The 13,089-nt window shown below is 41.9% G+C and carries 10 protein-coding genes; 4 read left to right on the top strand and 6 right to left on the bottom strand.

The window, feature by feature from the left end:
* Window positions 1-115: 115 nt before the first annotated feature.
* The 4 genes from clpX to PSH50_RS15550 all read left to right on the top strand — a co-directional run bounded on the left by clpX (window position 116) and on the right by PSH50_RS15550 (window position 6,467).
* Window positions 116-1,399: an ATP-dependent protease ATP-binding subunit ClpX gene (gene clpX / locus PSH50_RS15565; RefSeq protein ID WP_004586896.1), complete on the top strand. Its 1,284-nt coding sequence runs from the start codon at window positions 116-118 to the stop codon at window positions 1,397-1,399.
* A 150-nt stretch (window positions 1,400-1,549) separates the two neighbouring features.
* Entirely contained in the window at window positions 1,550-3,910 is a 2,361-nt protein-coding gene (gene lon / locus PSH50_RS15560) for an endopeptidase La (protein WP_004586897.1), read from the top strand.
* Between the two features lie 183 nt (window positions 3,911-4,093).
* Window positions 4,094-4,393: an HU family DNA-binding protein gene (locus tag PSH50_RS15555; RefSeq protein ID WP_286247754.1), complete on the top strand. Its 300-nt coding sequence runs from the start codon at window positions 4,094-4,096 to the stop codon at window positions 4,391-4,393.
* Between the two features lie 172 nt (window positions 4,394-4,565).
* Window positions 4,566-6,467 (top strand): SurA N-terminal domain-containing protein, encoded by a 1,902-nt coding sequence (locus PSH50_RS15550; protein WP_054983058.1) that lies wholly within the window; start codon window positions 4,566-4,568, stop codon window positions 6,465-6,467.
* 114 nt (window positions 6,468-6,581) lie between these two features.
* On the opposite strand, the gene PSH50_RS15545 is transcribed toward PSH50_RS15550, so the two are convergent.
* The 6 genes from PSH50_RS15545 to pspF are packed head-to-tail and all read right to left on the bottom strand — an operon-like array spanning window position 6,582 to window position 12,937.
* On the bottom strand, window positions 6,582-7,343 hold the full coding sequence (locus PSH50_RS15545) for an ATP-binding cassette domain-containing protein (protein WP_004586900.1): 762 nt from the start codon (window positions 7,341-7,343) through the stop codon (window positions 6,582-6,584).
* On the bottom strand, window positions 7,343-8,335 hold the full coding sequence (locus tag PSH50_RS15540) for an oligopeptide/dipeptide ABC transporter ATP-binding protein (RefSeq protein WP_004586901.1): 993 nt from the start codon (window positions 8,333-8,335) through the stop codon (window positions 7,343-7,345). The genes PSH50_RS15545 and PSH50_RS15540 overlap by 1 nt, the downstream gene beginning before the upstream one ends.
* Window positions 8,336-9,229 (bottom strand): ABC transporter permease subunit, encoded by an 894-nt coding sequence (locus tag PSH50_RS15535; protein WP_024033801.1) that lies wholly within the window; start codon window positions 9,227-9,229, stop codon window positions 8,336-8,338. It abuts the gene before it with no gap.
* A complete protein-coding gene (locus PSH50_RS15530) occupies window positions 9,216-10,250 on the bottom strand; it encodes an ABC transporter permease subunit (RefSeq protein ID WP_004586903.1) in 1,035 nt (344 codons plus the stop codon). The genes PSH50_RS15535 and PSH50_RS15530 overlap by 14 nt, the downstream gene beginning before the upstream one ends.
* Complete coding sequence (locus PSH50_RS15525; protein WP_121637755.1) at window positions 10,250-11,857, bottom strand: ABC transporter substrate-binding protein; 1,608 nt, start codon at window positions 11,855-11,857, stop codon at window positions 10,250-10,252. The genes PSH50_RS15530 and PSH50_RS15525 overlap by 1 nt, the downstream gene beginning before the upstream one ends.
* A 15-nt stretch (window positions 11,858-11,872) precedes the next feature.
* Window positions 11,873-12,937, bottom strand: a complete 1,065-nt coding sequence (gene pspF, locus PSH50_RS15520; protein ID WP_248462753.1) for a phage shock protein operon transcriptional activator — start codon at window positions 12,935-12,937, stop codon at window positions 11,873-11,875.
* Window positions 12,938-13,089 lie beyond the last annotated feature (152 nt).

Here is a 13,089-nt window from a genome sequence, read left to right as displayed (position 1 = left end):
TTGCTTGCCACTTTGAGTTACTATGCGAAAACCAGTAAATTTTGGTATAGTTAAAAGCGAATTTGAAATAGTTGCCAACCTTATTTGGCAGCCAACGTATAAAAGAGGTAGCTGAATGTCTGACACTCCTACAGACGGCGACAAAAGTAATAAATTGTTATACTGCTCTTTTTGTGGCAAAAGCCAACACGAAGTGCGTAAATTAATTGCAGGTCCTTCAGTATACATTTGTGATGAATGTGTAGAGCTGTGTAACGATATTATCAGGGAAGAAATCAAAGACATTGCTCCTAAGCATAATTCGTCTGATAAACTACCTGTGCCAAAAGAAATTCGTAATCACTTAGATGACTACGTAATTGGTCAAGACCATGCTAAAAAAGTATTGTCTGTAGCGGTATACAATCACTACAAGCGCCTACGCAACCAATCTACAAAGCAAGAAGTAGAACTAGGTAAAAGTAACATTTTGCTTATTGGCCCTACAGGTAGTGGTAAAACATTACTAGCAGAAACACTTGCGCGTTTACTTGATGTACCGTTTACTATGGCAGATGCAACTACACTAACCGAAGCCGGTTATGTAGGTGAAGATGTAGAAAACATCATTCAAAAACTGCTACAAAAATGTGACTACGACGTAGAAAAAGCGCAACGTGGTATTGTTTACATTGATGAAATTGACAAAATTTCGCGTAAATCAGATAACCCATCTATTACACGTGACGTGTCGGGTGAGGGCGTACAACAAGCGCTGCTTAAACTAATTGAAGGCACGGTTGCCTCAGTACCACCACAAGGTGGTCGTAAGCACCCGCAGCAAGAGTTTTTACAGGTTGATACCTCTAAGATTTTATTTATCTGTGGTGGTGCCTTTGCAGGCCTAGATAAAGTAATCGAACAGCGTAGCCATAAAAATACCGGAATTGGCTTTGGTGTTAACGTTAAAGAGTCAGCGTCGAGCCGCTCTTTAAGCGAAACATTTAAAGACGTAGAGCCAGAAGATTTAGTTAAGTACGGCTTAATTCCTGAGTTTATTGGTCGTTTACCTGTTGTTGCTACATTAACTGAGCTTGATGAAGCGGCACTTGTACAAATATTAAGTGAACCTAAAAACGCCATTACTAAACAGTTCTCTGTATTGTTTGGTATGGAAGACGTTGAATTAGAGTTCCGTGATGATGCACTAAGCGCTATTGCTCACAAAGCAATGGAGCGTAAAACAGGTGCTCGCGGACTTCGCTCAATTGTTGAAGGCGTACTGCTTGATACTATGTATGAGCTGCCATCAATGGATGATGTAAGCAAAGTGGTTATAGATGAAACCGTGATTAAAGGTGAATCTGACCCAATCTTGATTTATGAAAACAATAATCAAGATAAAGCTGCATCAGAGTAGTTTTTAAGCTATTTGTATAAAAAAGGAGCCTTAGGCTCCTTTTTTTATAATTAATTTGAACGAGTTGGGGAAAATTGTTGAACTTTAATTAGATTATCCCCATATACTTGAGTAATCTTTTAAATAAATGAAGTGCGAAGAGAAACTATAATGACGCTTGAGAGAACCGATCGAGTCGAAATCCCAGTGTTAGCACTGCGCGATGTTGTGGTATATCCGCACATGGTGATCCCGCTTTTTGTAGGCCGTGAAAAATCAATAAAATGCCTCGAAGCGGCAATGGATAAAGACAAACAAATTTTCTTGGTTGCACAAAAAGATGCAACTGTAGACGAACCTGAGCAAGACGATATTTACCGTATCGGTACTATTGCTACTGTACTTCAGTTATTAAAGTTACCAGACGGTACAGTTAAAGTTTTAGTTGAAGGTACGCAGCGCGCACAAATTGAAGAATTTGTAGATAACGATGAGTTTTTTGTAGCGAATGCTCAGTTCATCGAATCTGATTCAGTGGATGAGCAAGAACAAGATATTTTCATCCGCAGCGCTGTTAGCCAGTTTGAAGGCTATGTAAAACTTAATAAAAAAATTCCACCTGAGGTATTAACCTCTGTTTCAGGCATTGATGAGCCAGCACGCCTTGCCGATACAATGGCAGCGCATATGCCATTAAAAGTGCCTGAAAAACAAAAAGTGTTAGAAATTTCAAGCGTTACAGAGCGCTTAGAATACTTAATGGCACTGATGGAAGGTGAAATAGACTTATTGCAAGTTGAGAAAAAAATTCGTACCCGCGTGAAAAAGCAGATGGAAAAGTCTCAGCGCGAGTACTACCTCAACGAGCAAATGAAAGCCATTCAAAAAGAACTTGGTGAGCTTGATGATGTACCTGACGAATTTGAAGCGCTTAAAAAGCGTATTGAAGAATCAGGTATGCCAGAAGAAGCGAAAGAAAAAGCATCAGCTGAGCTTAATAAGCTTAAAATGATGTCGCCAATGTCTGCAGAGGCCACTGTAGTGCGTTCATACATTGATACGTTAATTAACGTACCTTGGAAAAAACGCTCTAAAGTGAAAAAAGACTTAGCAGGTGCGCAAAAAATTCTTGATAGCGACCACCATGGTTTAGATAAAGTTAAAGAACGCATAATTGAATACCTCGCGGTGCAGCAACGTACTAATAAGCTTAAAGGGCCTATTTTATGTTTAGTGGGACCACCGGGTGTAGGTAAAACGTCACTAGGGCAGTCTATTGCACGTTCTACGGGTCGTAAATATGTTCGTATGGCATTAGGTGGCGTACGTGACGAAGCTGAAATTCGTGGTCATCGTCGTACTTACATTGGCTCTATGCCAGGCAAGCTGATTCAAAACATGACAAAAGTGGGCGTTAAAAACCCATTATTCTTGTTAGATGAAATTGACAAAATGTCATCAGATATGCGCGGCGACCCAGCATCTGCACTATTAGAGGTGCTCGATCCGGAGCAAAACAGCCACTTTGCTGATCACTACTTAGAAGTTGATTACGATTTATCGGATGTAATGTTTGTAGCAACATCAAATAGCTTTAATATCCCTGGTCCACTATTGGACAGAATGGAAGTTATTCGCTTATCGGGTTACACCGAAGATGAAAAGCTAAACATTGCAAAAGAGCACTTAATTACTAAGCAAGTTAAACGCAATGGTTTAAAACCTTCTGAGCTAGTAATAGAAGACAGTGCAATTATTGGCATTATTCGTTACTACACGCGTGAAGCGGGCGTACGTAATTTAGAGCGCGAAGTATCTAAACTATGTCGTAAAGCCGTTAAAAATATCTTACTTGATAAAGAGACTAAAACAGTCACTATCAATCAAGATAACCTAGAAGAGTTTTTAGGGGTACAGCGCTACGACTACGGTAAAGCTGAAGACGGCGATCGCATTGGCCAGGTAACAGGCTTAGCGTGGACCGAAGTAGGCGGCGATTTACTGACCATTGAATGTGCGGCTGTGCCAGGTAAAGGCAAGCTAAGCTACACAGGTTCACTGGGCGATGTAATGCAAGAGTCGATACAAGCGGCCATGACGGTGGTTCGTAATCGTGCTGATACGTTCCGTATTAATAACGATTTTTACGAAAAACGCGACATTCATGTGCATGTACCAGAGGGCGCGACCCCTAAAGATGGTCCAAGCGCCGGTGCAGCAATGGTAACGGGTTTAGTATCGAGCTTAACAGGTAACCCCGTTAAAGCCGATGTAGCAATGACAGGTGAAATAACACTGCGCGGTGAAGTACTGCCTATTGGTGGTTTAAAAGAGAAACTACTTGCTGCACACCGTGGTGGAATTAAAACAGTCATCATTCCAAAAATTAACGAACGTGACTTAAAAGAGATCCCAGATAACGTACTGGCAGGCTTAGATGTTCACCCAGTTACATGGATTGATGAAGTATTAAAGTTAGCTTTAGTGCATCCTGTTGAGAGTTTTTCAGTCGAAACACCGAAAAACCAATAAAAAACCCAAAAAAAGTGCTTTAAAGGGCTTTTCAAATCTAATCGGTATGATAAGTTAAGCACTGGTTTTCGAGCCTAGCCCTTATGGGGCCTAGGCTTAAGAAAAATATAATCATGTGAGCATTAAAAGTTTGCTCTAAAATTTTCAAAAAAGTGATGTTAGTTTAAAAAACAATCGCTCTTGATAATAACAATGAAAGAGGATGATATTGTGAATAAATCTCAATTAATCGATCAAATCGCAGCTGACGCTGACATTTCTAAAGCGGCTGCAGGTCGTGCACTAGATTCATTCATCGAGTCTGTATCTGGAGCGCTTAAAGATGGCGATTCAGTTGCACTTGTAGGTTTTGGTACTTTCTCAGTACGCGAGCGTGCTGCTCGTTCAGGCCGTAACCCACAAACTGGTGAAACTATCCAAATCGCTGCGGCAAATATTCCTTCTTTCAAAGCCGGTAAAGCGCTGAAAGACGCAGTAAACTAATCACTGTTTAAATACAGATTAGTTATGGCGAGTGTATATAAACTTAATTATCCTAATCGATGAATTAAGTAACTTCACCGCCAGTTACTTCAAGTGAAAAAGCGTATCTGGTAAGATACGCTTTTTTTACATATGACAAGGTAAAATACCTTGATCAATAAGAGATAAACAAATGCTTGAGAAAATCAGAGAGGGCTCACAGGGTCCTGTAGCCAAAATAATTTTAGGCGCGGTGATTTTATCTTTTGCCTTAGCAGGGATCGGTAGTTACTTAGGTCAAACCCCAGAACAACCCGTTGCTGAAGTAAATGGAATTAAAATTAGCCAAACCGAATTTAATCGTGCTTATCAAAACGAACGTAGCCGTTTAGAGCAACAATTTGGCGAATACTTTGCACAAATCAGTGCAGATCCAAATTACATGGCGCAAATTCGTCAAGGTGTAATTGACCGCTTAGTACAACAAGAATTGCAATCACAATTAGCGGCAGATTTAGGCCTTCGCGTAAGCGACGACAGCGTACGTAAAACAATTTTAGAACTACCGTACTTTCAAATTGGTGAAAAATTTAATAACGACCGTTACCTACAAGTAATTCGTCAAATGAACTTTCAACCAGATGCTTTTCGTGAGTACTTACGTAAAGACATGACACGCAGCCAATTAGTGTCTGCGGTTGCTGGTACTGAGTTTGCACTTGAAAACGAGCTTAAACGCGCTGCAGCCCTGCAGCAGCAAACGCGTAGCATAGACTACCTTGTGTTAAGCAAAGAAGCGTTACAAGCAAACGTAGACGTATCTGAGCAAGAAATTGCTGATTACTACGAGCTAAACGCATCACAATTTTTATCGCCAGAGCGTGTATCGGTTGATTACATTGAGCTTAAAGCACAAGATATCACCGTAGAGTCGGTAACAGAAGACGACGTAAAAGCGTATTATGAGCAAAATAAAGCACAATACATCGAGCCTGAAAAACGCCGTGTATCGCACATTTTAATTGATAACAGCGAAGATGATGATGCCGCGCTTGAAAAAGCCAACGCATTACATGAGCAGTTAGAGCAAGGTGCTGATTTTGCACAGCTTGCAGAGTCATCATCTGATGATGTTGTGAGTGGCGAAATGGGCGGCGACCTAGAGTGGATTGAGCGCGATGTAATGGACCCAGCTTTTGAAGATGCTGCATTTGCGCTTCAAAGCAAAGGTGATATTTCAGAAGTTGTAGCATCAGAGTTTGGTTATCACATCATTAAACTTACTGACTTACAGCCAGAGCAAGTAAAAGCGTATGACGACGTAAAAGCCGACTTACGTGCAGAGCTTGAGCAAACTGAAAAAGTAGATGCGTTTTACGAAAAGCAAACAGAAATGGGTGCCTTAGCATTTGAGATTTCTGACCGTTTAGACGATGCAGCAGAAGTGGCAGACGTTGAAGTTAAAACCACGCCACTTGTTGCACGTAATGCATTGCCAGAGCCACTTAATACACCTGCGGTAATTTCTCAGTTGTTCTCAGTAGAATTACTTGAAGATAAAGTAAACTCAGAAGTGATTGAGCTAGGTGATGAGCACGTTATTGTAGTACGTGTAAATAAATACGAGCCATCTGCAACTAAACCGCTTGCGCAAGTGAGTGAGCAAATCAAAACACGTTTAGTTAATGAAAAAGCATCAACACTTGCTAAAGAAAAAGCACGTGAGTTATTTGCACAAGTTCAAGCAGGTAAAACGCTAAGCGATGTGGCCAGTGAGCAAAACCTAACGGTACGTGAAGAAGCGAGCTTAACGCGTCAAAGCTACACGGTTTCGCCTGCTATTGTAACGCAAGCGTTTAAAATGCCTCGTCCTAATGATGCACCAAGCACAGACGTGGTTGATTTAAACAACGGTGATGCAGCAATTGTTGCACTTAAATCGGTAAGCGATGCGCAAGTAACCGCAAATATCGACCCGCAAGTACAGCAAAACATTACTATGGCGCAAGCTAACAAAAACTACTTAGCGTTTATTGAGTCTTTAAAGGCTAAAGCTGAGCTAAATCTACCTGTGGTAGAGCAAGCAGCAGAATAATCGCGATACGTTAAAAAAAGGCGCGTTACTTTATAAGTAACGCGCCTTTTTTATAACTTCAATGTGCTTAGTAAAATAATTAGGCAGTATTGTTTTATAAATATAAGCTTAGTATTAACAGCAAATTAAGCGCTGTGTTACTTTTGATTGCGGATTTTGAAACACCTCTTCGGTACGCCCATATTCTACTACCTCACCTTTTTCAAGCACTACTAGCTGATCGCTGATATGGCGCACTAAACTTAAATGGTGCGTAATGAGTACATAAGTTAGACCGGTTTCTTTTTGCAGCTTAAGTAATAAGTTAACTGTTTGCGCACGAACGGAGGGATCTAAAGCCGACAGCGCTTCATCAAGCACCACCACTTTAGGGTCTAAAATGAGCGCCCGCGCCAACGCTACACGCTGCAATTGGCCTACACTAAACATGTGAGGGTAATAATGTTGATGATCGATTAGCAATCCCACTTTAGAAAGCGTGGCATCTATTTTTTCTTGGCGAGCGAGTTGGTCTGAATCGGTATTATACTGCAAGCAATCATCTAGCATATCACCTATGGTGAGACCCGGGTTGAGCGAGGCAGCGGAGTCTTGGAATATCATGCGGATATGTCGACATTGATCATCGCGCACGCCGTCATCTTCAATAATGTTACTTTCTAATAAAATTTGCCCACTGTCGGCGCTATCTGCCCCTGCGAGTAATTTAGCGAGTGTACTTTTACCCGCACCGGTTTCACCGATTACTGCGATTGTTTCGCCTTTGCCCACACAAAAAGAGATATTTTTTAGTACCTCAAATTTTTTGCGGCTAAATAAACCGGCACGTATGTTAAAGGTTTTACAAAGCGCTTGTACTTTTAATACCGGTTGCATTACTTCATCTCCTTAATAAGCGGAAAATGACACGCATAGCTGTGCCCATGGTGCTTAGTAAGTGCAGGGGTAATTACACATTCTTTTTGTGCTTGAGGGCAGCGTGGGCCTAATCGGCAACCTATAGGTAAATGTTGCAAAGTAGGGATAGTGCCTTTAAGTGCATAAAAGGGTTCTTTGTGTGCTAAGCCTTGCTCATAATTGGGTAAGCTTTTTAATAACGCTTGCGTGTAAGGATGGCGAGGCTGGCGGAAAATACGTTGCGTAGGGCCGGCTTCAACCATTTGCCCACAATATAAAACATGAATACCGTGCGACCAGTCGGCTATTTCTTCAAGCTCATGAGAAATCATCAAAATAGACATATTTTTTAATTGATTTAAGCTTTTTAGCAACCTAAATACCTGTGCACGAGTGGTGCTTTCAAGCGCTGTAGTCGGCTCATCAGCAATTAGTAGCTTAGGAGTGCGCGCTATGGCCATGGCAATCATGACCTTTTGGCACACGCCTTCTGATAGCTCGTGCGGGTAACTATCAAGCACAGCGTCGTGGTTTTTAATACCCACTTTATGGATAAGTGCTTTTACGCGGTCTTTACGTTCTCTATTGCGCTTTAAAAAAAAGCCTTTAGTGGATGTTTCAGGCAGTGTTTCGGCTATTTGGTCAAATATTTTAGCGGTCGGGTCAAGGCAGCGGCTAGGGTCTTGGTAAATCATCGCAATGTCTTGGCTGACTGTTTTTCTGCGTTGCTCTGGGGTTAAGCGCATTAAATCAACACCGCGCCAATGCATTCTATCGGCTGTTATATGCCAGCGTTCGTTAAGTACCCCAACAATGGCTTTGGCTATTAAGCTTTTACCAGAGCCCGACTCACCCACCAAGCCATGTACTTCACCTTCTTTTAGGCTAAAGCTGACTCTATCTACAGCGCGAATCACCGTTTCAGAGGTACGCAGCTCTATGGTTAAATTTCTAACGTCGAGTAATTGCATTTAATCAGCCTTACGTGCTTTAAGCACTTTTCGTAGGCCATCACCTACTAAATTGGTAGACAAAACCGCTAAAAATAATAATACACCCGGTAGCGCAACGGTCCAAGGTGCTAAATATATAAGGCCTAAATTCTCAGCCAGTATGGCGCCCCATTCGGTTGTTGGGGGCTGTGCACCAAGTTTTAAAAAGCCTAAGGCGGCAATATCTAAAATAGCAGTAGAAAGCGCGGTGGTAAAAATAACCACAATGTGCTCATAAATATTAGGAAAAATACCCCGTGACAAAATATGCCAGTTAGAGGCACCATCAAGCCTAAAAGCGGTAATGTAGTCTTTGCTTAGCTCATCAACAATTAAATTACGAATAGAGTGAATAAATTGCGGTAATAACGCCAGTATAATGGCCCACACTGTATTCATTAAGCCCGGCCCAAGCACTGCAATAATAATAATCGCCAATAGCAAAGACGGAATAGAGAGCGTGATATCAAGCAAGTGATTTAAAAAGCTTGAGCGAAGGCCGCGGCTAATGCCGGCAAAGGTGCCAACAAGCACACCAATAATGGTGGTAATAAATGCAGCCACCACCGATAAGCCAAACGTGTAGGTTGCGCCATTCATCAAGCGCGAGAGTACATCGCGTCCTAAATCATCGGTGCCTAAAATAAAGCGCACATCGCCCATTTCTCGCCATGATGGCGGTATAAGTAAAGCATCGCTATGTTGCTGGTTAACTCCATACGGCGCTAAAAAGGGCGCACTGGCGGCCAATAACGCAAACGCCATAAAAATCCATAACCCCACCAAGGCGGGGTGATTGTTTTTAAATTTTCGCCAAAAACGCGCCAGCGGCGATTTATTCGACTCTTCAGAAAATAATTTAAACTTTACCATGTGCCTGATTCCGCGAAATTGGGTCGAACAGAGTATATGTAAGCTCGGCAACAATAGTGGCAATAATAACAAACATAGACACCGCCATTAAACCGCCTTGAATAGCAGGGTAGTCTCGTTGGTAAATACTATCGATTAGCCAACGGCCAATACCCGGCCAAGAAAAAATAACTTCGGTTATCATTGCAAGCGTAATGAGCGTACTAAATTGCAGCCCTATTTGTTTTATTACCGGCAATAGCGCATTGCGCAGCGCATGATGCATGATTAATTGGCGGCGATTAAGGCCTTTTGCCCTGGCTGTTTTTATAAAGCTTTGATCCATTACTTTAAGCATAGAGTCGCGGGTAAAGCGCACTAAAACAGTGGTAGGAAACATGGCCAGTACTATGGTTGGCAGTGTTAAGTGATGCAGTGCATCTATAAATGCTTCACCTTTGTAGGGGAAGCCTGCGAGCATAATATCGATTAATATAAACCCGGTATTAGGCGGTATTTCAAATAGTAATCCCATTCTACCCGACATAGGAAACCAGCCCAGTTTGAGCGAAAAAATCATAATAAGTAACAGCGCTAACCAAAAAACCGGAATAGAGTAACCAATCATGGTGGTAGAGCTAATTAATTTATCTGGCCAACGGCGTGTATATGCTGAGGCCAAAATGCCCGCTGGTACACCTACCACAACCGATACAATAAGCGCATAAACACACAGCTCTAAAGTTGCTGGAATTAAATCTAAAATGTGCTGAAAAACGTTATCTCCCGAGGCAAACGACACGCCCCAATCACCTTGAAATATACGCCCTAAAAACGCTAAATACTGCATAACGTAGTTGCTGTCATACATGTATTTATCTTCAAGCTCACTGTGCTGAGAAAAATTACCGCTAGGAATGCCACTTAGGTTGCTAAGCGGATCCCCTGGGAACAAGTAGCTAAGCGAAAAGGTAAATATGCTTAGCATTAAAATCATGAACAAAAACAAGCCAAGGCGGCGTAATATATAATCAAGTATCATTATTTTTTCCTCGCATTTGCGAGTGAAATCGCCCCAAATGGGCCAAGGGTTATCCCTTCTACATCGGCACTATTTGCTTGAAAACGCATACCATGAGCAATAGGCACTAACGGAAGCTGATCTACAATGAGCGCTTGAACCTGATCGTAATACTGTTTGCGTAAGCTTAAATCGGTGGTGTCGAGCGCTTGGGTGAGCAATAAGTCAAACTGCGGGTTACACCAATTGGCTGGGTTTTTACCGCTAAAAGTGGCAGTGCAGCTTAGCAATGGGCTAAAAAAGTTATCTGGATCGGGGGTATCGGCAGCCCAGCCGAGTAATACGCTATCGTGGCGGTGCTCACCTATACGCTGAATAAAAGTATTCCACTCGTACTCAACAATACTCACGTTAACACCTATTTTTCGTAAATCGCTTTGCATCAGCTCAGCCATTTTACGGGCATTAGGATTGTATATTCGACTCACCGGCATTGCCCAAATGGTCATATCAAAGCCATTAGGTAACCCCGCTTCTATGAGCAGTTTTTTAGCCAGCTCTGGATCAAACATAGGCATGTTTTCTTGTGGTTCAAAGCCCCACGAGGTCGGCGGTAAAATAGATTGCGCGCGTATGCCATTACCGTAATAAACGGCTTGCATTATTTTGTCTATATCAATTGCATGCGCAAGGGCTCTGCGCACTCTAATGTCATCAAAAGGGGCGCGCTCAGTATTAAAGGCCCAATAACCAATATTTAAATTGGTTTCTTTTTCAACGTTTATATCGTCTCGTTGCGCTAAAATACTCAGTTGTGCACTACTTGGGTGCGCGGTTACATCGCACTCTTTAGTGAGCATTTTTGCTATGCGCGTAGTGCCGTTTGTCGTAATGTCGTAAACCAGCTGTTCAAGGGCAACATCGTGCTTCCAATAAAGGGGGTTGCGGTAAAAGCGCACTAAGTGATCGCGTCGGTACTCTTTATAAATGTAGGGGCCTGTGCCAATAGGGTACTGATCGAATAAATTAGTTTGATCTCGCGCTTTTAATTGCATTGCGTATTCTTGCGACAGCACCACGGCAAAGTCGGTGGCCATGTTCGTTAAAAAACTGCTTTCTGGGTGAAATAGCTCAAAGCGCACTTGATAGTCAGACACGCGTACAATTTTACGAATAAGCTGATCGAGCCCCACACTTTGAAAATACGGGTAGTTTGCATCGCCTACAAAATGGTACGGGTTGTACACGTCAAATAATCGGCTAAAGGTAAAAATCACATCATCAGCGTTAAAATCGCGAGTAGGGGTAAAGTACGAGGTAGAATGAAATTTTACGCCTTTACGCAGCGTAAAGGTAACCGACTTTCCATCGTTGCTAATTTTCCAATCGGTTGCCAGCTCACTTTTAAAATCTGCAGTAACAGGGTCAATACTAATTAAACGGTCAAATAACTGATTAGCAATAATATCAATAGTTGAGCCAGTGGTTGTTACTTGCGGATTAAACGACACAGGGTTCGCTTCGGCGCAATAAACGAGGCCTTGGTTTTTCTCTGCTATTATTTCTTCTTTACTATCAAAGCAGCCTGTTAAGGTGCTGGCTAGTAAAACAAGTAGTATTTTATGCACTCGCATAACCTCTAACTATTTATCTTCTAATAAATTGTATTTTTTAAGATAACCACGTAATTGATGATACGTTAAACCGAGTACTTCTGCAGTTTTCTTTTGATTAAATTGGCTATGCTCAAGGGCTTTATTAATCATATTTATTTCAAATTCGTTAGAGCGCTCTTTTAAGCTACACGGAAATTCAATTGGGGCGCTAAGCTCGTTACTAAGCTCGCTAACAGGTGTGGCTAGTGTTGTAGGCTCAGCTGGGGCAACCGGTGTTGCAATAGCAGCTTTAATGCGTGCTTTGGGTCTAAAACGGCTTTCAAACGGGTCTAAAATAATCTGGTGAACGGGGATATGTTCATTGCCATGACGATACAAGCTTCGCTCAACTACATTTTTAAGCTCGCGTATATTACCCGGCCAATCGTAATTTAGCAGGGTTTCGGTGGCGCTGCGGGTAAAGCCACTAAATAACTCCCACTCTAAATCGCGTGCCATGTTCATCGCAAATTGCTCAGCGAGTAGCATAATATCGTCTTGACGTTCGCGCAGTGGTGGCAGGGTAATTACATCAAAGGCTAAGCGGTCAAGTAAGTCACTTCTAAATTCGCCCTGTTCAGCAAGGTGGGGTAAATCTTCGTTGGTGGCACACACTAAACGAGTATCTACCTTTACAGTGTGTTTACCACCAACCCGCTCAAATTCACCATATTCTATAACGCGCAGAAGCTTTTCTTGTACCATGGCCGATGTATTAGCCAGCTCATCTAAAAATAAGGTACCGCTGTTAGCGCGCTCAAAGCGACCTTCGTGACGTTTACTTGCTCCGGTAAAAGCACCGCTTTCATGACCAAATAATTCGCTTTCGAGGAGGTTTTCGTTAAGGGCTGCACAGTTAAGCTTTACGTAGTTTTGATCCCAACGCTTTGATAAAAAGTGTAAACGGGCGGCTATAAGCTCTTTACCGGTTCCTCGCTCGCCAATAATAAGCACTGGCTTATCTAAATTAGCTAACTGCGATACCTGATCAAGTACAGCTAAAAAGCTATCAGATTGGCCGAGTAAATTATCCTGTTGGCGATATTGGCTCATTTTTCCTAACTCTTGGTCATTTTTGCTAACAGTTAGTGTATTTCATAATCAGGGATAACTAAAGGAATTTGTATATTTAGTTTAACTTAATGAAAATAAAGTGTATTTTAGATTTTAAAAAGTTGGCAAGCATATTGATACTAGTTACAGCA

Origin of the sequence: Pseudoalteromonas sp. Angola-7, assembly GCF_028599255.1 — a bacterium.
Lineage (GTDB): Bacteria > Pseudomonadota > Gammaproteobacteria > Enterobacterales > Alteromonadaceae > Pseudoalteromonas > Pseudoalteromonas atlantica.
Note: the sequence above shows the minus strand (reverse complement) of the source record. Positions and strands in the feature narration are given on the sequence as shown.

Coding starts and splice junctions, on each gene's coding strand:
- pspF (WP_248462753.1), bottom strand. CDS start 12,937: ATGAGCCAATATCGCCAACAGGATAATTTACTCGGCCAATCTGATAGC.
- PSH50_RS15535 (WP_024033801.1), bottom strand. CDS start 9,229: ATGGTAAAGTTTAAATTATTTTCTGAAGAGTCGAATAAATCGCCGCTG.
- clpX (WP_004586896.1), top strand. CDS start 116: ATGTCTGACACTCCTACAGACGGCGACAAAAGTAATAAATTGTTATAC.
- PSH50_RS15550 (WP_054983058.1), top strand. CDS start 4,566: ATGCTTGAGAAAATCAGAGAGGGCTCACAGGGTCCTGTAGCCAAAATA.
- lon (WP_004586897.1), top strand. CDS start 1,550: ATGACGCTTGAGAGAACCGATCGAGTCGAAATCCCAGTGTTAGCACTG.
- PSH50_RS15545 (WP_004586900.1), bottom strand. CDS start 7,343: ATGCAACCGGTATTAAAAGTACAAGCGCTTTGTAAAACCTTTAACATA.
- PSH50_RS15540 (WP_004586901.1), bottom strand. CDS start 8,335: ATGCAATTACTCGACGTTAGAAATTTAACCATAGAGCTGCGTACCTCT.
- PSH50_RS15530 (WP_004586903.1), bottom strand. CDS start 10,250: ATGATACTTGATTATATATTACGCCGCCTTGGCTTGTTTTTGTTCATG.